At 57.3% G+C, this 20,168-nt stretch carries 19 protein-coding genes and 1 other RNA gene; 7 read left to right on the forward strand and 13 right to left on the reverse strand.

Annotated features, from left to right (window positions below):
• Nucleotides 1-53: 53 nt before the first annotated feature.
• The 3 genes from WFO70_RS07180 to WFO70_RS07190 are packed head-to-tail and all read right to left on the reverse strand — an operon-like array spanning nt 54 to nt 2,578.
• The gene (locus tag WFO70_RS07180) at nt 54-866 is read right to left on the reverse strand and encodes a MetQ/NlpA family ABC transporter substrate-binding protein (RefSeq protein WP_039029111.1); all 813 of its coding nucleotides are present in this window, start codon (nt 864-866) and stop codon (nt 54-56) included.
• 28 nt (nt 867-894) lie between these two features.
• On the reverse strand, nt 895-1,563 hold the full coding sequence (locus WFO70_RS07185) for a methionine ABC transporter permease (RefSeq protein ID WP_032617773.1): 669 nt from the start codon (nt 1,561-1,563) through the stop codon (nt 895-897).
• On the reverse strand, nt 1,556-2,578 hold the full coding sequence (locus tag WFO70_RS07190) for a methionine ABC transporter ATP-binding protein (RefSeq protein WP_337015411.1): 1,023 nt from the start codon (nt 2,576-2,578) through the stop codon (nt 1,556-1,558). The genes WFO70_RS07185 and WFO70_RS07190 overlap by 8 nt, the downstream gene beginning before the upstream one ends.
• Nucleotides 2,579-2,975: 397 nt before the next feature.
• Between WFO70_RS07190 and WFO70_RS07195 the strand changes: the two genes are divergently transcribed.
• Complete coding sequence (locus tag WFO70_RS07195) at nt 2,976-4,346, forward strand: pyridoxal-phosphate dependent enzyme (protein WP_337015412.1); 1,371 nt, start codon at nt 2,976-2,978, stop codon at nt 4,344-4,346.
• A 10-nt stretch (nt 4,347-4,356) separates the two neighbouring features.
• The gene (locus WFO70_RS07200; protein WP_337015413.1) at nt 4,357-5,502 is read left to right on the forward strand and encodes a trans-sulfuration enzyme family protein; all 1,146 of its coding nucleotides are present in this window, start codon (nt 4,357-4,359) and stop codon (nt 5,500-5,502) included.
• On the opposite strand, the gene WFO70_RS07205 is transcribed toward WFO70_RS07200, so the two are convergent.
• Nucleotides 5,499-5,702: a hypothetical protein gene (locus WFO70_RS07205; protein ID WP_337015414.1), complete on the reverse strand. Its 204-nt coding sequence runs from the start codon at nt 5,700-5,702 to the stop codon at nt 5,499-5,501. The two genes, WFO70_RS07200 and WFO70_RS07205, sit on opposite strands and share 4 nt — an antisense overlap.
• Between WFO70_RS07205 and ynhH the strand changes: the two genes are divergently transcribed.
• The 3 genes from ynhH to lpp all read left to right on the forward strand — a co-directional run bounded on the left by ynhH (nt 5,645) and on the right by lpp (nt 7,848).
• Nucleotides 5,645-5,872 carry a protein YnhH gene (gene ynhH / locus WFO70_RS22480; RefSeq protein ID WP_442913357.1) on the forward strand — a complete coding sequence of 76 codons (228 nt, stop codon included), beginning with the start codon at nt 5,645-5,647 and terminating at the stop codon, nt 5,870-5,872. The two genes, WFO70_RS07205 and ynhH, sit on opposite strands and share 58 nt — an antisense overlap.
• Nucleotides 5,873-5,879: 7 nt before the next feature.
• The gene (gene pykF, locus WFO70_RS07210; protein ID WP_337015415.1) at nt 5,880-7,301 is read left to right on the forward strand and encodes a pyruvate kinase PykF; all 1,422 of its coding nucleotides are present in this window, start codon (nt 5,880-5,882) and stop codon (nt 7,299-7,301) included.
• 310 nt (nt 7,302-7,611) lie between these two features.
• Nucleotides 7,612-7,848 (forward strand): murein lipoprotein Lpp, encoded by a 237-nt coding sequence (lpp, locus tag WFO70_RS07215; protein ID WP_001082307.1) that lies wholly within the window; start codon nt 7,612-7,614, stop codon nt 7,846-7,848.
• A gap of 62 nt (nt 7,849-7,910) precedes the next feature.
• On the opposite strand, the gene ldtE is transcribed toward lpp, so the two are convergent.
• From ldtE to ydiJ, 9 genes are all read right to left on the reverse strand, one after another.
• The gene (gene ldtE / locus WFO70_RS07220) at nt 7,911-8,924 is read right to left on the reverse strand and encodes a L,D-transpeptidase LdtE (protein ID WP_337015416.1); all 1,014 of its coding nucleotides are present in this window, start codon (nt 8,922-8,924) and stop codon (nt 7,911-7,913) included.
• Between the two features lie 97 nt (nt 8,925-9,021).
• Nucleotides 9,022-9,438, reverse strand: a complete 417-nt coding sequence (gene sufE, locus WFO70_RS07225) for a cysteine desulfuration protein SufE (protein ID WP_337015417.1) — start codon at nt 9,436-9,438, stop codon at nt 9,022-9,024.
• Nucleotides 9,439-9,451: 13 nt separating this feature from the next.
• The gene (sufS, locus tag WFO70_RS07230; RefSeq protein ID WP_337015418.1) at nt 9,452-10,672 is read right to left on the reverse strand and encodes a cysteine desulfurase SufS; all 1,221 of its coding nucleotides are present in this window, start codon (nt 10,670-10,672) and stop codon (nt 9,452-9,454) included.
• On the reverse strand, nt 10,669-11,940 hold the full coding sequence (gene sufD, locus WFO70_RS07235) for a Fe-S cluster assembly protein SufD (RefSeq protein ID WP_337015419.1): 1,272 nt from the start codon (nt 11,938-11,940) through the stop codon (nt 10,669-10,671). The genes sufS and sufD overlap by 4 nt, the downstream gene beginning before the upstream one ends.
• Entirely contained in the window at nt 11,915-12,661 is a 747-nt protein-coding gene (sufC, locus tag WFO70_RS07240; protein ID WP_333849953.1) for a Fe-S cluster assembly ATPase SufC, read from the reverse strand. The genes sufD and sufC overlap by 26 nt, the downstream gene beginning before the upstream one ends.
• Before the next feature lie 16 nt (nt 12,662-12,677).
• Complete coding sequence (sufB, locus tag WFO70_RS07245) at nt 12,678-14,165, reverse strand: Fe-S cluster assembly protein SufB (protein ID WP_337015420.1); 1,488 nt, start codon at nt 14,163-14,165, stop codon at nt 12,678-12,680.
• An 8-nt stretch (nt 14,166-14,173) separates the two neighbouring features.
• Entirely contained in the window at nt 14,174-14,542 is a 369-nt protein-coding gene (gene sufA, locus WFO70_RS07250; RefSeq protein WP_106993654.1) for a Fe-S cluster assembly scaffold SufA, read from the reverse strand.
• Between the two features lie 512 nt (nt 14,543-15,054).
• Nucleotides 15,055-15,465 carry a 1,4-dihydroxy-2-naphthoyl-CoA hydrolase gene (gene menI, locus WFO70_RS07255; protein WP_337015422.1) on the reverse strand — a complete coding sequence of 137 codons (411 nt, stop codon included), beginning with the start codon at nt 15,463-15,465 and terminating at the stop codon, nt 15,055-15,057.
• Entirely contained in the window at nt 15,462-18,518 is a 3,057-nt protein-coding gene (gene ydiJ / locus WFO70_RS07260) for a D-2-hydroxyglutarate dehydrogenase YdiJ (RefSeq protein ID WP_337015423.1), read from the reverse strand. The genes menI and ydiJ overlap by 4 nt, the downstream gene beginning before the upstream one ends.
• Before the next feature lie 207 nt (nt 18,519-18,725).
• Between ydiJ and ydiK the strand changes: the two genes are divergently transcribed.
• Both ydiK and rprA read left to right on the forward strand, forming a co-directional pair.
• Entirely contained in the window at nt 18,726-19,838 is a 1,113-nt protein-coding gene (gene ydiK, locus WFO70_RS07265; protein ID WP_337015424.1) for an AI-2E family transporter YdiK, read from the forward strand.
• Nucleotides 19,839-20,025: 187 nt separating this feature from the next.
• Nucleotides 20,026-20,136: antisense sRNA RprA (gene rprA / locus WFO70_RS07270), an RNA gene on the forward strand.
• Nucleotides 20,137-20,168: the final 32 nt, after the last annotated feature.

Consider the following 20,168-nt stretch of genomic DNA (forward strand, 5'->3'; position numbering starts at 1 on the left):
AAAAGAAGCCCGGCGAGAGACTCACCGGGCTTTTTAAACGCAGAATCAGGGGATTAGTTGTTAACCGGGATCACGGCGCCTTTGTATTTGGTGCGGATCCAGTCCTGAATCTCTTTAGAGTGCAGCACGTCCACCAGCGCCACGATATCCTTCTTCTTCTCATCGCCACGGTGCACGGTGATGATGTTGGCGTACGGGTTGTTTTCACCGCTCTCTACCGCGATCGGGTCGTGAACCGGATCCAGACCGGCGTCGATGGCGTAGTTGGCGTTGATTACCACCGCAGCGCCTTCGTCGTTGTTGTACATCTGCGGCAGCAGAGAGGCTTCAACGTTCGGGGTAAACTGCAGTTTTTTCGGGTTCTCAACGATATCGCTGATGCGCGCGGTCACTTTGTCGATGCCCGGCTTCAGCTTGATCACGCCCTCTTTCTCGAAGATAGAGAGAATACGACCCTCTTCAGAGACCGCATCACGCATGATGATTTTGCCGCCTTCCGGCAGATCCTTCAGCGATTTGTACTTTTTGGAGTAGATACCGATTGGCTCGATGTGGATCGCACCGGCGCTGACGAAATCGTACTCTTTGTCCCCGGCGTGATCTTTCAGCACGCTGTTCAGGTACGGGATGTGCTGGAAGTAGTTGGCGTCGATGTCACGACCGGCCAGCGCGGTGTTCGGCAGGATGTAATCCTGGAACGGTTTGATCTCCAGGTCGATACCCTGCTTCGCCAGAATCGGCTTCGCCTGCTCCAGGATTTCCGCATGCGGCGTGTTGGACGCGCCCACGGTCAGGGTATCAGCCCAGGAGGCAAAGCTCAGGGCGCTCAGGGTTGCTGCGGCGATCAACGTCAGTGTCTTTTTCATGATGATGGTTCCTGTGTGTTATTAGTGTTTATCTTTTATCTAACAGTGATGTGATGATGTCGCCGCAGAACTGGATAATGAAAACGATGATCAATATGGTCACCGTTGCCACCAGCGTGACGTCACCATGGTTGCGTTGGAATCCTTCCAGATAAGCCAGATTTCCCAGACCACCGGCACCAATCACCCCCGCCATTGCGCTGTAACTGACCAGCGCAATCAGCGTTACCGTGATCCCAGAGACCAGGGCAGGTGATGATTCCGGCAGTAAAACCCGAAAAATTAAGGTGCTCAGTCGGGCACCCATTGAGCGCGTCGCCTCGATCACCCCTTTGTCCACTTCACGCAGGGCAATCTCCACCAGACGTGCATAGAACGGCGCGGCACCGACTATCAACGCGGGCAGCGCGGCATTCGCCCCGAGGATGGTCCCCACCACGGTTTTGGTGAAGGGGATCAGCAGCACAATCAGGATGATGAACGGGATAGAACGGAACACGTTCACCACAATCGAAATCACGCTGTAGACCGTGCGGTTGTGGAACATGCCACCCCGGGCGGTTAAAAACAGCGCCAGGCCGAGGACCAGCCCGAGCACAAAGGTCGCGACGCCGGAGAGGGCCGTCATGTACAGCGTTTCCAGGGTGGCGGCCCAGAGCTGGTCCCATTTCAGGTGCGGGAAGAGATTCTCAGCCATGTTTAACTACCTCGCCTTCAATATCACTGTGCTGCAGGTCGGCGAGGATATTGTTCAGTTGTTCTTCGGTTGCCACCACGTGCAGCCAGAGCTGGCCGAACACGCCGTGGGCGGTTTGCGTCATTTTGCCGTGCAGGATGTTAAACGGCAGGCCGTAGCGCAGGGTCAGCTCCCCGACAATCGGCTTGTGGGTACTGTGGCCGGTGAATGTCAGCTTGATGACGGTGCCTTCCAGCTCGTTCGCCAGCTCGGTGTTGAACGTCTCTTCTTCAGCGTACTGGCTGACCTGACGGACAAACTGTTGCGTAATCGGCTGCTGCGGGTGGGTGAAGACCTGCAGCACCTCGCCCTCTTCCACGACTTTGCCGTTTTCCATCACCGCCACGCGGTCACAGATTTTGCGCACCACGTGCATCTCATGGGTGATGAGCACGATGGTCAGCTTGAAGCGACGATTAATGTCGAGGAGCAGATCGAGGATCTGATCGGTAGTCTGCGGATCCAGCGCTGAGGTGGCTTCGTCGCAGAGCAGCACATCCGGGTTATTTGCCAGCGCGCGGGCAATGCCGACGCGCTGCTTTTGCCCACCGCTGAGCTGGGACGGGTAAGCCTGTTCGCGGCCTTTCAGCCCCACCAGCTCCACCAGTTCCGCCACGCGGGCGTTAATTCTGGCTTTGGGCACCCCGGCAATCTGCATCGAGAAGGCGATGTTCTCGCTCACGGTGCGGGACCACAGCAGGTTGAAGTGCTGGAACACCATACTGATCTTCAGCCGCGCCTGGCGCAGGGTTTCGCCTTTGGCGGCGGAGATGTCCTGCCCGTTAATAGTCACGCTGCCGGCGGTCGGTTTTTCCAGCCCGTTGAGCAGGCGGATTAAGGTGCTTTTACCGGCACCGCTGTAGCCAATAATTCCATAAATCTGTCCCTGCTCTATCGTCAGGTTCACGTTATCAACGGCCGTCAGCGCCACTTTTCCGTTGTCAAAAATCTTCGAAATATTCCTGAGTACTATCATTCTTATCGTGATCCGTCGCTCATGGCAGTTTAGCAGTATGGATGTCCAAAAGATAGTAAACAGCCGTTATCAGGTTTGAAATGACCAAAAAGGAATTTCTTATAACAGCAAGGAATAACGAGCGGAATGACTGGCCGCAGAGGATTTAGATGAATTTCAGCAATCATTATCTGCCAGATGCATATCCCACAGCCCCTTCCCGGCAAAAATGGCTATTTTTACAGCATTTCATGCGGATTCAGCCATCCTGACATCCGGACAACTTTACGTCTTGCTGTCCTTACTTCTGAAATCATGATGAATATTCATTTCTGTTCTAAAAGGCAGTGAAACGTTCTTTATAGAGAAAATTTTACGGCCCTATCATCCGGTCATGACCCTCTGACAGGAAAACATCATGACGATTTACCACTCCGTCACCGAACTGATTGGCCAGACGCCCCTCATCCAGTTACACAAGCTGGATACCGGCCCCTGCTCGCTGTTTCTGAAGCTGGAAAACCAGAACCCCGGTGGCTCAATTAAAGACCGCGTCGCGCTGTCGATGATTAACGAAGCCGAGCGCAGCGGCCAGCTCCAGCCCGGCGGCACCATTATTGAGGCCACGGCAGGCAATACGGGGCTGGGTCTGGCGCTGATTGCGGCCCAGATAGGCTACTCGCTGATCCTGGTGGTGCCGGACAAAATGAGCCGCGAGAAGATTTTCCACCTGCGCGCGCTGGGGGCTCAGGTGGTACTGACCCGCTCGGACGTTAATAAAGGCCATCCGGCCTATTATCAGGATTACGCTCAGCGTCTGGCGAACGAGCTGCCGGGCGCATTCTATATCGACCAGTTTAATAACGAAGCCAACCCGCTGGCGCACCGCACCACCACCGCGCCGGAACTCTTTGAGCAGCTCGAGGGGAAGATTGACGCCATCGTGGTTGGCGTCGGCTCCGGCGGGACGCTGGGCGGCCTGCAGGCGTGGTTTGCGGAACACTCCCCGCAGACGGAGTTTGTGCTTGCCGATCCGGCCGGGTCGGTGCTGGCCGACCAGGTGGAGACCGGACGCTATCAGGATGCCGGATCCTGGCTGGTGGAGGGGATAGGCGAAGACTTTATCCCGCCGCTGGCCCACATCGAAGGGGTGAATCGCGCCTGGCGGATCACCGACCGGGAAGCCTTCACCACCGCCCGCGATCTGCTGAAAACGGAAGGCATTCTGGCGGGCTCCTCCAGCGGCACTCTGCTGGCCGCGGCGCTGAAATATTGTCAGGCCCAGACTACGCCGAAGCGCGTGGTGACCTTCGCCTGCGACAGCGGCAACAAATACCTTTCGAAGATGTTCAACGACGACTGGATGCGGCAGCAGGGGCTGATCGCCCGCCCGCAGGCGGGGGATCTCTCGGATTACATCGCCCTGCGTCACGATGAAGGTGCCACCGTCACCGCCGCCCCGGATGACACCCTCTCCACCGTGCTGGCACGCATGCGTCTGTATGACATCTCCCAGCTGCCGGTGCTGGAAAACGGTCGGGTCGTCGGCATCATCGATGAGTGGGATCTCTTGCGCCATATCGGCGGCGAGGGGGAGCGTTTCGCCCTGCCGGTGACGGCGGCAATGACCCGGCAGGTTGAGTTCCTCGATAAGCACGCCCCGGAGAGCGCCCTGCACGCCATCTTCGACCGTGGCCTGGTGGCCGTAATTAATGACAACGACCGTTTTCTGGGCCTGATCACGCGCAGCGACGTGCTGACCGCCTGGCGCAACCGTCTCCAGCCATAAAGGAATAATGATGAAAAACTTAGCGACCCTGAGCGTCCACAGCGGCGAATTTAACGATCAACACGGTGCGGTCATGCCGCCCATTTACGCCACCTCGACGTTTGCGCAACCGTCGCCGGGGGAACACACCGGCTACGAATATTCCCGCAGCGGCAACCCGACCCGTCATGCGCTGGAAACCGCCATCGCCGAACTGGAGGGCGGCACGCGGGGCTACGCCTTTGCCTCCGGCCTGGCGGCCATTTCTACCGTGCTCGAACTGCTGGACAAAGACAGCCACATTGTCGCCATTGACGATGTGTATGGCGGAACTTACCGCCTGATTGAGAACGTGCGCAAACGCAGCACCGGGCTGCAGGTCAGCTGGGTCAAACCGGACGATCTGGCCGGGCTGGAGGCGGCGATCCGCCCGGAAACCCGGATGCTGTGGGTGGAAACCCCGACCAACCCGCTGCTGAAGCTGGCCGATCTCAACGCTATCGCCGCTATTGCGCATCGGCATAATCTCATCAGCGTGGCGGATAACACCTTTGCCTCGCCGGTCATTCACCGTCCGCTGGAGTCAGGTTTTGATATTGTGGTGCACTCTGCCACCAAATACCTGAACGGCCACTCGGACGTAGTGGCCGGACTGGCGGTGGTGGGTGATAACCCGACCCTGGCCGAAAAGCTCGGCTATCTGCAAAACGCCGTCGGCGGGGTTCTGGATCCCTTCAGCAGCTTCCTGACCCTGCGGGGTATTCGCACCCTCTCCCTGCGCGTCGAAAAACACAGCGCTAACGCCCAGACGCTGGCACAGTGGCTCGAGCAGCATCCGCAGGTGGAAAAGGTGTTTTATCCGGGCCTGGAATCACACCCGCAGTATCAGCTGGCCCGCAGCCAGATGGCACTGCCGGGCGGGATGATTTCCATTGTGGTGAAAGGGGATGCGCAACGTGCCGGTGACGTGATCCGCAAGCTGAAATTGTTCACCCTCGCGGAAAGCCTGGGCGGGGTGGAGAGCCTGGTCAGCCAGCCTTACAGCATGACCCACGCGTCAATCCCCTTAGCACAGCGGCTGGCAAACGGCATTACCCCGCAGCTGATCCGCCTGTCGGTGGGGATCGAAGATGCGCAGGATCTGATTGCCGATCTCAGTCAGGCGCTGAAAGATTAACCAAAAAACGGCAGGCCCCTCGCCTGCCGCCATAGGTTGTCATCATGCCTTAACGCCTTGATAACAATCCGTTGTGAAACGGCATATAATATTTTTGAAACGCTGTTTTTCTTTCCCTTTTGCGCATTTTTAAGCGTATAATGTGCGCCTAATCCCTGGTGAATGGTTTCAGCGCTTGGAATACAAAAAACAACGTACAACTTCTCCTCTCCTTCGTTGGGCTGTCACTCAGGCACACTTTCTTCTGCACGCTCATTTGATGTCTCCTATCCTTAGTGCGTGTCATATACGATTTTGCAACACAGGTTTGACTCCGCGGCAGTGCGCCCCTGGAGCGAGATTTCCATATCCTTCCCAACTTAAAGACTAAGACTGTCATGAAAAAGACGAAAATTGTTTGCACCATCGGCCCGAAAACCGAATCTGAAGAGATGCTGACCAAAATGCTGGACGCCGGCATGAACGTTATGCGTCTGAACTTCTCTCACGGTGACTATGCTGAACACGGTCAGCGCATCCAGAACCTGCGCAACGTGATGAGCAAGACCGGTAAAAAAGCAGCAATCCTGCTGGATACCAAAGGTCCAGAAATTCGTACCATTAAACTGGAAGGCGGTAATGACGTTTCGCTGAAAGCGGGACAGACTTTCACCTTCACCACTGACAAGTCCGTTGTCGGCAACAGCGAAATCGTTGCTGTGACTTATGAAGGCTTCACCAGCGATCTGTCCGTTGGCAACACCGTCCTGGTGGACGATGGCCTGATCGGTATGGAAGTCACCGCTATCGAAGGCAAAAACGTTGTTTGTAAAGTGCTGAACAACGGCGACCTCGGCGAAAACAAAGGCGTTAACCTGCCAGGCGTTTCCATCGCCCTGCCTGCTCTGGCAGAAAAAGACAAACAGGACCTGATCTTCGGCTGCGAGCAAGGCGTTGATTTCGTTGCTGCGTCCTTCATCCGTAAGCGTTCTGACGTGGTTGAAATCCGTGAGCACCTCAAAGCGCACGGCGGCGAGCACATCCAGATCATCTCCAAAATCGAAAACCAGGAAGGCCTGAACAACTTCGACGAAATCCTCGAAGCGTCAGACGGCATCATGGTTGCACGTGGTGACCTGGGCGTTGAGATCCCGGTTGAAGAAGTGATCTTCGCGCAGAAGATGATGATCGAGAAGTGTGTTCGCGCACGTAAAGTGGTAATCACCGCGACCCAGATGCTGGATTCGATGATCAAAAACCCACGTCCAACCCGCGCAGAAGCCGGTGACGTAGCGAACGCCATCCTTGACGGTACCGATGCAGTAATGCTGTCCGGTGAATCCGCGAAGGGTAAATACCCGCTGGAAGCCGTTTCCATCATGGCCACCATCTGCGAGCGTACTGACCGCGTGATGAAAAGCCGTCTGGACTACAACAACGACAGCCGTAAGCTGCGCATTACCGAAGCGGTATGCCGCGGTGCGGTAGAAACCGCTGAGAAACTGGAAGCGCCACTGATCGTGGTTGCCACTCAGGGCGGTAAATCTGCTCGCGCTGTGCGCAAATACTTCCCGGATGCGACTATCCTCGCGCTGACCACCAACGAAACCACCGCCCGTCAGCTGGTGCTGAGCAAAGGCGTTGTGCCGCACCTGGTGAAAGAGATCGCCTCTACCGATGATTTCTACCGTCTGGGTAAAGAAGTGGCCCTGCAGCTGGTTGAGCGTGGCCTGGCGCAGAAAGGTGACGTTGTGGTGATGGTTTCTGGCGCGCTGGTACCAAGCGGCACCACTAATACCGCATCTGTTCACGTCCTGTAATAATATCGAACGAATTAATTTGTATAAAAAGCGTCCTTCGGGGCGCTTTTTTTATTTCCGCTATCAACCAAACTTATTAAAAAAGCAAATCGGGTTTTTCTATTTAACGGGTACGTTTTCTAAGATGAATCCGATGAAAATTGTCTGTTTTTGCACAATATTTTTCACGAAAAAGTCAAAACAGGTGTTTCTTTGAGCGAACGATCAAAAATAGGCATATTCCCATCAAAAAAATATTCTCAACCTAAAAAACTTTGTGTAATACTTGTAACGCTACATGGAGATTAACTCAATCTAGAGGGTATTAATAATGAATCGTACTAAACTGGTACTGGGCGCGGTAATCCTGGGTTCTACTCTGCTGGCAGGTTGCTCCAGCAATGCTAAAATCGATCAGCTGTCTTCTGACGTTCAGACTCTGAACGCTAAAGTTGACCAGCTGAGCAACGACGTGAACGCAATGCGTTCCGACGTTCAGGCTGCTAAAGATGACGCAGCACGCGCTAACCAGCGTCTGGACAACCAGGCTACTAAATACCGTAAGTAATAGTACCTGTGTTAATAAAATGGCGCACATTGTGCGCCATTTTTTTTACCCTGAATTTCGCTTTACTGAATCGCCACTTCATGCCCACCCTGAGTCGCTGCCACCGGCAGTTGCGTATTACGGGCTGACAACCCCGTACTCTCGACCTGCGGCCCGGCCCCAGTCGATACCACCACTGGGATCCCTGCCCGACGCGACAACGCTTTGTTCACTAACGTCTTATCGCTACCGCTCTGCGCCATAAAGGATGCAAGCGCACTGGATTGCGCGATCGCCAGGGTTTGCGGGTTTTCCCCCTCCACCGACGCCAGTGGACGATGCACTTCAACGTAGCGTTTACCGTCCGGCTCAACCGAGAACTTCACCGGCTCGTTGATGATCTGCACCCGCGTGCCGACCGAGGTCTGGGCGAAGAGCGCTTTGATATCCGGCGCATTCATGCGCATACAGCCGGAGCTGACGCGCAGCCCAACGCTATCCGGTGCGCTGGTGCCGTGGATCAGGTACTCACCGTTACCCACGCCCAGACGCAGCGCAAAGCGCCCCAGCGGGTTATTCGGCCCGGCGGGTACCACCGGGGGCAGCTTGATGCCCTGCTCCAGCGAGCGCGCTCTGATGCCCGCTGTGGGGGTCCAGGTAGGATTAGGGATTTTCTGGCTAATGCGGGTGACGGTCACCGGCGTTTCCAGACCCAGTTGGCCTATCCCCAACGGATAGACCTGCACGATATTTTCCCCCGGCGGATAGAAGTAGAGCCGCAGCTCCGCCAGGTTCACCACGATCCCCTCCCGGGGAGTGTCCGGCAACAGCATTTGCGATGGAATGGTGATCTGCGTTCCCGGCGCCGGATAGACCGGGGCGATAGTATTATTGGTTTCGAGGATTAGGTGCGCAGCGGTATTAAACCGGCGCGCAATGGACTGCAGCTTATTATCGCCTTCCTGAATCACATAGGTCTGATTTTGCCCGATAAGCCGACTGCCTGCCGGTGGCAAGGGATAATCCACCGCCCAGGCGCTATTAAGCGCGCTGAGCGAACCAAAGAGAATAAGAGTTACAAGGGACGCGCGCTTCATGCTGAGATTCCTTATTCACTGACTGAGCGTCAGAATGCTGAAAAACCCACGAGGCGGGAACCACCTCGTGAAACAGAATGATAGCTGTCCTGTAAGTTTAGCTAATGTTGGCGGCTTTGGTGCGGATTGCGCGGATCATCGCCTCAAGCCCCTGAGAGCGGGAAGGCGTTAAATGCTGGGTAAGCGCCATTTTTTCAAACCACGGGCGCACGTCAAAAGCGACAATATCCTGAGGGGACATCTGTTGATATAAAATAAACACGACAGCAATAAGGCCTTTTACTATTGCCGCATCACTGTCGCCCGCTAATTCAATCATTCCGGACGCGTTCTGGTGCATTATTATCCACACCTGGCTCTGACAGCCCTGAATACTATTTTCAGGGATGCGCGCGCTTTCACTGAGGGCAGGCAGACGCTGCCCCAGCTCGATGATGTAGAGGTATTTCTCTTCCCAGTTTGCGCAACGGGTAAAGTTGCGCAGCAATTTATCTCTGTCTGGCAATGCAGCCATCTCTTGCCCTCTTTTAGCCCAGCAGGTGGTGGATTCTTTTCAACCCGGCCACCAGTCTGTCGACCTCTTCCAGTGTGTTGTACATCACCAGCGATGCGCGGCACATCGCCGGTACCTGATAGAACGCCATCAGCGGCATGGCGCAGTGGTGTCCGGTGCGCACCGCCACCCCGTAGTTATCGAGGAAACTGCCGACGTCATAGGCGTGGTGTTTGCCAAGGTTAAAGGCGATCACCCCCTGACGATCGGCCGGGCCGTAGAGCGTCAGATCCGGCACGCTGGCCAGCTCGGCCAGGGCGTAATGCATCAGCGTCTGCTCGTACTCGGCAATGGCATCAAGGCCAATGGCGGAAACGTACTCCATCGCCGCCCCAAGCCCGATAATGCCGCCGGTGTTGGGCGTTCCGGCTTCAAAACGCCACGGCGCGCGCGCATAGGTGGTGCCTTCGCTCAGGCTGACGGTGGCGATCATCGATCCGCCACCTTCCCACGGTGGCATCTGCTGCAGGATTTCGTCTTTGACGTACAGTACGCCGATCCCGGTCGGGCCGTAGAGCTTATGCCCGGAGAAGACGTAAAAATCACAGTCCAGCGCCTGCACGTCCACGGTGTGATGCATCACCGCCTGCGCGCCGTCCACCAGCACTTTCGCGCCGACCCGATGGGCTTTAGCAATGATCTCTGCCACCGGGTTTTCGGTGCCCAGCACGTTGGAGATTTGGGTGATGGCCACCAGCCGGGTGCGTTCGTCCAGCAGGGTATCCAGCTGTTCAAGCTGGAGCGTGCCGTCCTGATTCAGCGGGATCACCCGCAGTTCGGCCCCGACGCGCTCGCACAGCATCTGCCAGGGCACAATGTTCGCATGGTGCTCCATCTGGCTGATGATGATGTTATCGCCCGCATGGACTTCAGCGCTGCCCCAGCTGTTCGCCACCAGGTTGATCCCTTCGGTGGTGCCGCGCACAAATACCAGCTCTTCCGGCGAGCGGGCATTCAAAAAGGCTGCCGCCCGGGTACGGACGTTCTCCATTCGCTGCGTGGCTTCGGCGCTGAGGGTGTGGATCCCCCGATGCACCGCCGCATAGCCGTGCCGGTAAAACTCTGCCTCGGCCTCGATCACCTGCGCGGGCTTTTGCGCGCTGGCGGCGCTGTCGAGATAGGCAAGCGGCAGACCGTTCACTTCACGGGTCAGGACGGGGAAATCCGCCCGCACTTTCTCTACAGGAAAACTCATGCCACACCTCCGGGCAGACGCTGGCCGATACGCGCCAGCACCTGCTGTCTTAAGGTTTCATCTCCGAGCGCTTCGGTCAGCTCGGCGGCAAAGGCGTAAATGATCATTTTCTCTGCCGCCTGCTTATCAATACCGCGGGAGCGCAGATAGAACATCTGCTCATCATCAATGCGACCCACCGTTGCCCCGTGGCTGCACTTCACGTCATCGGCGTAGATTTCCAGCTGCGGTTTGGTGTCCACCTCCGCCAGCCGGCCCATCAGCAGATTGTTGTTGGTCATCTGGCCGTCGGTTTTGATGGCGTGCTGCACCACGTTAATCAGCCCGTTAAAGACCGCCCGGCCCTTATCGCTGACGATGGTTTTGTGCAGCTGACGGCTGTTGCAGTAGCCCTTGTTGTGCTCGAGCCAGGTACGGGTGTCGCACACTTCGGTTTTCACCGGCATCGCCAGGCTGTTGATGCGCAGCGTAGTGTTTTCGCCGTTGAGCTGGGTGCTGGTGTTATGGCGCAGTACCGCACCGCCCAGCAGGAAGCTGTGGCTGTAGGCCGCCGCATCGGCAGCGAGCAGCAGATCGTTATGGGCGAAGTGATGGCTCGCCGCATTCTCAAACGCCAGCTTGATATGGTGCAGCTGGGCGTTGGCCGCCACGTTCATGGTCAGGCGCGAGCCGGTAAAGTGCCGCGCAGGGGTCAGGCTGGCGTAGTGCTCAATCACGGTCGCCTCAGCCCCTTCACCCAGTTCCAGATGGTGGCGATAGTGGGCAGTGTTGATCTCCTCCCCCTCCAGCCCCTGGGTGATGTGCATCAGCAGCAGCGGCTTCGCCGGGCGGGCGTTACGCTTCACGCGAATATGGGTCACGCTCTGCGCCAGGCTCTCGGTGAGATGCAGGAACAGCTCCGGCTGTACCGGTGCCGCCAGGCTATGGCGCTCGTCGTTGATCGCCACCTCAAACCCGCTGCCGTCGGTGCTGTCGCTCAGTTCCGGGCTAAAGCGCCCGTCAACAAACACCAGCCGCGTAGCGTCGAGGGTGAGCGCCAACGCATCGCGATCGCTTGCCGTCACGCTGGCGGGCCGGGTTACGAACTCGCCGTTCAGCAGCCCATCCAGCGGGGTATATTTCCAGTTCTCATGCTTACGCGTCGGCAATCCGAGACGCAGCATCTGCTGCAGGTGCTGCTGGGCCTGCTCCGAGCGCGTCCCGCCCTGGGCCTCAAACAGACGATGCCACTGCTGCAGCGCGTTACTGCTGTTCGCTAAGCCAGCCATAGCCCTGCTCCTCCAGCTGTTTCACCAGCGTGAAATCACCGGATTTCACAATCCGCCCCTGATAGAGCACATGCACGTAGTCCGGCTTGATGTAATCGAGAATACGCTGGTAGTGGGTCACGATGATGAACGACCGCTTGCCGTCGCGCAGGGCGTTAACACCGTCGGCGACAATCTTCAGGGCGTCGATGTCCAGCCCGGAGTCGGTTTCGTCGAGGATGCACAGCTCCGGCTCCAGCACCGCCATCTGCAGAATGTCGTTACGCTTCTTCTCCCCACCGGAAAAACCGACGTTGACCGAGCGGGTGAGCAGATCTTCCGGCATCTTCAGCAGCTGGATCTTCTCTTCCATCAGATCCTGAAAATCAAAGCGATCCAGCTCCTCTTCGCTACGGTATTTGCGCACCGCATTGAGGGCAGTCTGCAGGAAGAACTGGTTGCTGACGCCGGGGATCTCCACCGGATACTGGAAGGCCATAAAAATGCCTTCGCCAGCACGATCTTCCGGTGAGAGCTCCAGCAGATCTTTGCCTTTGAATTCCACCGAGCCGCCGACCACTTCGTAATCTTCACGCCCGGCGAGGGTCGCCGAGAGCGTACTTTTCCCCGAGCCGTTCGGCCCCATAATGGCGTGGACTTCCCCCGGACGCACGTCCAGGCTCAGGCCGCGCAGGATCGCTTTATCTTCCACACTGACCTGTAAATCTTTAATGCTTAACATGTGCTTTCCTTAATCCTTAACCGACGCTGTGTTCAAGGCTGATCGCCAGTAATTTCTGCGCTTCAACGGCAAATTCCAGCGGCAGTTCAGAGAACACATCCTTACAGAAGCCGTTCACGATCATTGAAATGGCATCCTCTTCGCTGATGCCGCGCTGCAGGCAGTAGAAGAGCTGATCTTCACCGATCCGCGAGGTGGTGGCCTCGTGCTCCAGCTGGGCGCTGTTATTGCGGCACTCGACATACGGGAAGGTATGCGCCCCGCAGTCCGGGCCAATCAGCATCGAGTCGCACTGGGTAAAGTTACGCGCGTTGGTGGCGGTCGGCATGATCTTGACCAGCCCGCGGTAGCTGTTCTGGCTTTTGCCCGCCGAGATCCCTTTCGAGATGATGGTCGATTTAGTGTTTTTACCGATGTGGATCATCTTGGTGCCGGTATCGGCCTGCTGATGCCCGCTGGTCAGCGCCACCGAGTAGAACTCGCCGATGGAGTTATCCCCGCGCAGAATGCAGCTCGGGTACTTCCAGGTGATGGCGGAGCCGGTTTCCGACTGGGTCCAGGACATCTTGCTGTTTTCGCCTTCGCACAGGGCGCGCTTGGTGACGAAGTTCAGGATGCCGCCGGTGTTGTTATCCCCAGGGAACCAGTTCTGTACCGTGGAGTATTTCACCTCGGCGTCTTTATGGATGATCACCTCCACCACCGCGGCGTGCAGCTGATAGCTGTCGCGTACCGGGGCGGAACAGCCCTCGATATAGCTGACGTAGCTACCCTCATCGGCCACCAGAATGGTGCGTTCAAACTGGCCGGTTTTCTCGGCGTTGATGCGGAAATAGGTCGACAGCTCCATCGGGCAGCGCACGCCTTTCGGCACATAGATGAAGGTGCCGTCGGAGGCCACCGCCGCGTTCAGGGCCGCAAAGAAGTTGTCGTTGCCCGGCACTACGGTGCCGAGGTACTTCTTCACCAGCTCGGGGTGATCGTGAATGGCTTCGCCAAAGGAGCAGAAGATGATCCCCTGCTCGCCCAGCTTCTCCCGGTAGGTGGTGGCGACCGAGACGGAGTCGAAGATGGCGTCCACCGCCACCTCACGCCCTTCGCGCACCGGCACACCGAGCTGCTCGAAGGCCTCTTCCACCTCTTTGCTTAAAAAGGCGTTAGCGCCGGTCTGCTGCACCGCGCCCGGCTCGGAGGCGCAGGTGTCGTCGCAGTTGCCGCACGAGGGCGCAGAGTAGTAGCTGTAATCCTGATAGTTCAGCTTGTCGTAATGCGCTTTCAGCCAGTGCGGCTCTTCCATCTCCAGCCAGGCGTTAAACGCGTTCAGGCGGAACTCCAGCATCCAGTCTGGCTCGTTACGCTTGGCAGAAATGGCGCGGATGACCTCTTCGTTGATCCCTTTTGCGAGCTCATCGGTCTGCAATTGGGTGAAGAAGCCCTCTTTGTAATTAATATGGCCGCCGGACCAGGTGTTGACGTCGTCAGTTGCTTCAGTATGTCGAGACATAATACCGCCTATACCCCAAAACTTTCGCCGCAGCCGCATTCGTTCTGGGCTTTCGGGTTATTGAATTTGAATAACTGGTTTAAGCCTTCGCGCACGTAATCCACTTCTGTACCGTCAATAAACGGCATCGCCTGCAAAGGGACATAGAGCCGGGCACCGTCCTGCTCGAAAAGCAGATCGTCTTTCGCCGGTTCGCTGACGGTATCCAGTACGTAACCAAATCCGGCGCAGCCGGTGGTCTTAACGCCTAACCGCACGCCCAGCATGCCCGCCTGTTTACTCACCAGCTCGCGGATGTGCGCCGCGGCGGCCGGTGTTAGTGACAATCCACGCCACGCAAATTCTGTCGGATCAAATGTTTCTGAATGCTGTTGCATAAATCCACCTCTTCTAGTGCGCCCCCAGGGCATAACACCATGTTAGTGATAATGATTATCACTTCAACCCCTCAGTTGCAGGGGCATTCGGCTTAACCGCCCTTTTTGGCTACTTTCATTAAGCATAGACCCTGCTACGGGGGTTAACAGGGATGTTCACATTTGGTTAACTTTATGATCTGAAAGATGATTTGTTATTGATTCGCGGCAATCGGGGATAAATGCAAAATATGTATAGAAAATGCCTATTTTTGGGATAGGGAATGGACCGAGACGGCTGCTCTTACCTGTAAGCGTATTCTGAAACAGCCCCGGCGAGGGCGCTTGACCGACTGCGGGTGCGCTATCCTTGTTGTATTAAGGCCAGCAACAGGAGGGGAGATGCTTACTGCACTGTTAATTACCGCCGTCCTTGCCGTGGTCATTACTGCTCTGGTTATTTTGTCTGCGATGCAGGATCTCAGAGACGATTATTGAAGATAAACAAAAGGCCGCTTCCGCGGCCTTACTTTTTACACCACCGCAGTGGTCAGCCGCGATGAGCAGCACAGACGCTGCTGGTCATCGAAGATATCAATCTGCCACACCTGATGTCGCCCGCCGGTATGCAGGGCGCGACAGACGCCGCGCACCCGACCGCTGCGCACGGAACGGATGTGGTTGGCATTGACCTCCAGCCCTACCACCTTCTGTTCCCCTTCGGTGCAGAGATAGCCCGCCACCGAGCCGAGGGTTTCAGCCAGCACTACCGATGCCCCACCGTGCAGCAGGCCAAACGGCTGATGGGTGCGGCTGTCCACCGGCATGGTGGCTTCCAGTTCATCCTCGCCGATGCGGGTAAACTGGATGTCCAGCAACCCCACCATGTTCCCGTCGCTCATGGCGTTTAACGCCTGCAGGGTAACGGCACGTTTCCAGATCATCCCATAATCTCCAGCAAAGCCTGCAGCGGATGGCGCACGCCGCTGCCCTCGACGCGTTTGACCTGGCTGCGGCAGGAGTAGCCGGTCGCCAGACAGCGATTGCGCGGCAGACGCTGCATCGCCTGGTGCCAGGAGAGCTCATAGATCCCCAGCGAATTCTTGTGGTTCACCACCTCATGGCCGTAGGTCCCGGCCATGCCGCAGCAGCCGACGCTGACGCTCTCGAGCTTCGCCCCAAAGCGGGCAAAGATCGTGGCCCACTGAGAAGGCGCGCCCGGCAGGGCGGTCACTTCGGTACAGTGGCCGAACAGATACCAGGATTCACCGCTGGTCTCCTGCGGTGTTTGCTCGTCGACAATCGCCGGAAGCCATTCGTGCACCAGCATGACGTGGAAGTCGCCGCGCTTGTCGCCGAGAGTCTGCTTGTACTCATCGCGATAGCAGAGCACCAGGGCCGGATCGACGCCGACCATTGGCATGCCCAGCTGCGCCACACGGTTGAGGAAGTCAGAGGTCTTTTGCGCCGTTTTGGCGAACCGATTGAGGAAACCTTTAATGTGCTGGGCTTTACCGTTCGGAGAGAACGGCAGCAGCACCGGCTGATAGCCGAGCCGCTCCACCAGCCGAATAAAGTCCGCCACCACCTGCGCATCGTAATAGCTGGTAAAGGGATCCTGCACCACCAGCACGGTTTTCGCTTTCTGCTCCGGGCTCAGCGCTTCAAGCTGTTCCAGGGTCAGGTTGGCGGAGCGGTGGCCCACCATCTGACGCTGCAGCGACGGCGTGGAGAGCAGCGGCAGGTCGATCATGCCGATATGCTTCTCGGAGAGTTTGCGCACCAGCGGCTGGTTGATAAAGAAGTTGAAGGTGCGCGGCGCGCGGGCCATCAGCGGGGCATAGCTCTCCACCGTCGCCACCAGATGGTCGCGCATCGGACGCAGATAACGGCTGTGATAGAGCTGGAGGAAGCGCGAACGGAACTCCGGCACGTCGATTTTAATCGGGCACTGGGTGGAGCAGGCTTTACAGGCCAGACAGCCGGACATCGCCTCTTTCACCTCGTGAGAGAAATCGTACTCCCCTTTGCGCGCGTGCCAGCTGTTGCGGGTGCGCTCAACGAGGGTGCGCAGGCTGGCGCGTTTTTCCGGCAGCTCTTTCTCCAGCGCCAGCGGATCCACGCCGCGGTCGGCCAGCAGACGCAGCCACTCGCGCACCAGGGTCGCACGCCCTTTCGGAGAGTGGATACGGTTGCTGGTGATCTTCATCGACGGGCACATCGGGCTTTTGGCATCGAAGTTAAAGCACAGACCGTTGCCGTTACACTCCATCGCACCGCGCCAGGAGGAGCGCACCGCAATCGGGATCTGGCGATCGAAGGTGCCGCGCTTCACCGCATCCACCTGCATCATCGGGGCATCGAGACCCTCCGGCGGGCAGATTTTACCCGGGTTGAGGCGGTTATCCGGGTCGAAAGCCGCTTTGATCTTGCGCAGCTCGCCAAACAGCGCTTCGCCAAAGAAGGCCGGGCTGTACTCCGCGCGGAACCCTTTACCGTGTTCGCCCCACAGCAGGCCGCCGTATTTGGCGGTAAGCGCCACCACGTCATCGGAGATCTGCTTCATCAGCATCTCCTGCTGGGGATCGCACATGTCCAGCGCCGGGCGAACGTGCAGCACCCCGGCATCGACATGGCCGAACATGCCGTAGCTCAGGCCGTGGCTGTCGAGCAGGGCGCGGAACTCCACAATATAGTCGGCGAGATGTTCCGGCGGGACGCAGGTATCTTCAGCAAAGGGGATCGGCTTGGCCGCCCCTTTGGCATTGCCCAGCAGGCCCACCGCTTTTTTACGCATCCCATAGATACGCTCAATACCGGCCAGCTCGTTACACAGCTGCCAGCCAATTACCCCACCCTCGCCACGGGCGATCAGCTCGTCCAGCCGCTGGCACAGGGCAGCGACCTGGCTTTCGATCAGTTCGGCGTCATCACCGGCAAACTCAACGATGTTCAGGCCCAGCATCTCTTTATCGGGCACGTCGGCGATCAGCTCGCTGACCGAGTGCCAGACGATATCTTCCCGCGCCAGGTTAAGCACTTTCGAGTCGACGGTTTCGACCGACAGTGCGCGGGCCTCGACCATAAAGGGAGCATTACGCAGCGCAGAGTCAAAGGAGTTGTACTTCACGTTCACCAGACGGCGCACTTTTGGCAGACGGGTGATATCAAGACGCGCCTCGGTGATGAAGGCCAACGTTCCTTCGGAGCCGGTCAGAATGCGGGTCAAATCGAACTGGCTGAGGTCGTCATTGAAGACATGGCGCAGATCGTAGCCGGTCAGGAAGCGGTTGAGTTTCGGGAATTTGTCGATAATCAGCTGGCGGTTATCGCGGCAGCGTTCCAGCACGGTGCGGTAGATACGCCCGGTGGTAGTGTTGTCCTTGCCGAGCGTCTCGGCCAGTTCAACCGGCATGGGCTGGGTGTCGAGAATATCGCCGCCCAGCAGCACCGCCCGCACGCCGAGGACGTGATCGGAGGTTTTGCCGTACACCAGCGATCCCTGACCGGAGGCATCGGTATTGATCATCCCGCCGAGGGTGGCGCGGTTACTGGTCGACAGCTCCGGAGCAAAGAAGTAGCCGTAGGGCTTCAGGTACTGGTTAAGCTGATCCTTGATCACCCCGGCCTCTACCCGCACCCATCCCTCTTCCGGGTTGATCTCAATGATGCGGTTCATATAGCGGGACATATCGACAACGATGCCGGTATTCAGCGCCTGGCCATTGGTGCCGGTGCCGCCGCCGCGCGGGGTAAAGATCAGCGAAGCGAAACGCTCCTGGGAGGCCAGACGGGCCAGCAGGGCCACATCAGCGGTAGAACGGGGGAAAACGACGGCATCGGGAAGTAGCTGGTAGATACTGTTGTCGGTCGCCATGGTCAGCCTGTCGGCATAACGTGTGGCGGTATCGCCGGTAAAACCCTGTTGCTCCAAAGCCTGCAAAAAATTGAGCACCAGCTGAACGACGCCGGGTGCCTGAGAAATTTGTGGGATCATTACTGTCGACCCTGCCCCATCTGAATAGTTGTAGATAATCGTTTGCGTTGTGTCTCACATTTTGTATCACATTTTATTCATATGCGCCCGACAGAATTACAGGCAGAATCAGCCTGTTAAAAATCGCTGAAATCACTAATGATTAGAGTGATGCAGTTTCCTGTTCTCACCGGCCTTTCCGGTGTATTTCAAAGGTAAATTTCAACTATGGTCAATCGACACCAGCCCAGGGACGTCGCGCAAATTTTGCTGTCGGTGCTGTTTCTGGCAATCATGATTATTGCGTGTCTGTGGATTGTTCAGCCTTTCGTTCTGGGCTTTGCCTGGGCGGGTACCGTGGTGATCGCCACCTGGCCGCTGTTTCTGCGTTTAGAGCGCCTGCTGTTTGGTCGCCGCGCCCTGGCGGTGCTGGTGATGACGTTGCTGCTAGTGCTGCTGTTTGTCATCCCGGTGGCGTTACTGGTGAACAGCCTGGTGGACGGCAGCGGCCCGCTCATCTCCAGCATCACCAGCGGGGATATGACGCTGCCGACGCTGGACTGGCTGAATGACATCCCGCTGATTGGCGATAAGCTATATGCCGGCTGGCACAACCTGCTGGATATGGGTGGCAGTGCCATTATGGCGAAGGTGCGGCCCTATATTGGCGCTACCACCACCTGGTTTGTCGGCACCGCCGCGCACCTGGGCCGCTTTGTCGTCCACTGCGTACTGATGCTGCTCTTCAGCGCCCTGCTCTACTGGCGCGGCGAGCAAGTGGCGCTCGGGGTTCGTCATTTTGCGACGCGTCTGGCGTCGGCGCGTGGCGATGCGGCGATGCTGCTGGCGGCGCAGGCCGTCCGTGCGGTGGCGTTAGGCGTGGTCGTGACGGCGCTGGTGCAGTCGGTGCTGGGCGGCATTGGTCTGGCGATTTCCGGGGTGCCTTACGCCACCCTCTTTACGGTGCTGATGCTGTTAACCTGTCTGATGCAGCTGGGACCCCTGCTGGTGCTGGTCCCGGCGATTGTCTGGCTCTACTGGAGCGGCGACACCACCTGGGGCACGGTGCTGCTGGTCTGGAGCTGCGTGGTGGGCACCATGGATAACGTGATCCGCCCGATTCTGATTCGGATGGGTGCTGACCTGCCGTTAATCCTGATCCTCTCCGGCGTTATCGGTGGCTTGATTGCCTTCGGGATGATCGGTCTGTTTATCGGGCCGGTGCTGCTGGCGGTCTCCTGGCGACTCTTCTCCGCCTGGGTGCATGAAGTTCCGCCACCGCCGACCGATCCCGATGTGCTGCTTGAGGCGCTCAACGAGAAGGAAGCGCTGAAGAAGTAAAATCCCCATTCTGGTGGGTTCGCCCACCAGAAAGTTAAGCATCACTTATCAATCTATTTTTCATTAAGCGCGGCTAAAGCCGCTTTTCTTCGCAAATGCCTTATTCCTCTCATAAAATCTTCACTTTCTTTAAACTATTGAGACGAATCTGATCGACGCAAAAATTCCCCATGCCTACTATTAGGTCACGGTTATGAATCAACAACACCTTGATTTATAAGCATGGAAATCCCCTGAGTGAAACAACGAATTGCTGTGTGTAGTCTTTGCCCAACTCCCACGTTGGGCTTTTTTTTATTCTTTTTCAGCAAGTTACAGTACTATGAATCC

Origin of the sequence: Leclercia sp. AS011, from assembly GCF_037152535.1 — a bacterium.
In the GTDB taxonomy this organism is placed as follows: domain Bacteria; phylum Pseudomonadota; class Gammaproteobacteria; order Enterobacterales; family Enterobacteriaceae; genus Enterobacter.

Bases quoted from the DNA above. Each gene is read 5' to 3' on its own strand.
- WFO70_RS07180 (WP_039029111.1), bottom strand. From the start codon at position 866: ATGAAAAAGACACTGACGTTGATCGCCGCAGCAACCCTGAGCGCCCTG.
- WFO70_RS07185 (WP_032617773.1), bottom strand. From the start codon at position 1,563: ATGGCTGAGAATCTCTTCCCGCACCTGAAATGGGACCAGCTCTGGGCC.
- WFO70_RS07190 (WP_337015411.1), bottom strand. From the start codon at position 2,578: ATGATAGTACTCAGGAATATTTCGAAGATTTTTGACAACGGAAAAGTG.
- WFO70_RS07195 (WP_337015412.1), top strand. From the start codon at position 2,976: ATGACGATTTACCACTCCGTCACCGAACTGATTGGCCAGACGCCCCTC.
- WFO70_RS07200 (WP_337015413.1), top strand. From the start codon at position 4,357: ATGAAAAACTTAGCGACCCTGAGCGTCCACAGCGGCGAATTTAACGAT.
- pykF (WP_337015415.1), top strand. From the start codon at position 5,880: ATGAAAAAGACGAAAATTGTTTGCACCATCGGCCCGAAAACCGAATCT.
- lpp (WP_001082307.1), top strand. From the start codon at position 7,612: ATGAATCGTACTAAACTGGTACTGGGCGCGGTAATCCTGGGTTCTACT.
- ldtE (WP_337015416.1), bottom strand. From the start codon at position 8,924: ATGAAGCGCGCGTCCCTTGTAACTCTTATTCTCTTTGGTTCGCTCAGC.
- sufE (WP_337015417.1), bottom strand. From the start codon at position 9,438: ATGGCTGCATTGCCAGACAGAGATAAATTGCTGCGCAACTTTACCCGT.
- sufS (WP_337015418.1), bottom strand. From the start codon at position 10,672: ATGAGTTTTCCTGTAGAGAAAGTGCGGGCGGATTTCCCCGTCCTGACC.
- sufD (WP_337015419.1), bottom strand. From the start codon at position 11,940: ATGGCTGGCTTAGCGAACAGCAGTAACGCGCTGCAGCAGTGGCATCGT.
- sufC (WP_333849953.1), bottom strand. From the start codon at position 12,661: ATGTTAAGCATTAAAGATTTACAGGTCAGTGTGGAAGATAAAGCGATC.
- sufB (WP_337015420.1), bottom strand. From the start codon at position 14,165: ATGTCTCGACATACTGAAGCAACTGACGACGTCAACACCTGGTCCGGC.
- sufA (WP_106993654.1), bottom strand. From the start codon at position 14,542: ATGCAACAGCATTCAGAAACATTTGATCCGACAGAATTTGCGTGGCGT.
- menI (WP_337015422.1), bottom strand. From the start codon at position 15,465: ATGATCTGGAAACGTGCCGTTACCCTGCAGGCGTTAAACGCCATGAGC.
- ydiJ (WP_337015423.1), bottom strand. From the start codon at position 18,518: ATGATCCCACAAATTTCTCAGGCACCCGGCGTCGTTCAGCTGGTGCTC.
- ydiK (WP_337015424.1), top strand. From the start codon at position 18,726: ATGGTCAATCGACACCAGCCCAGGGACGTCGCGCAAATTTTGCTGTCG.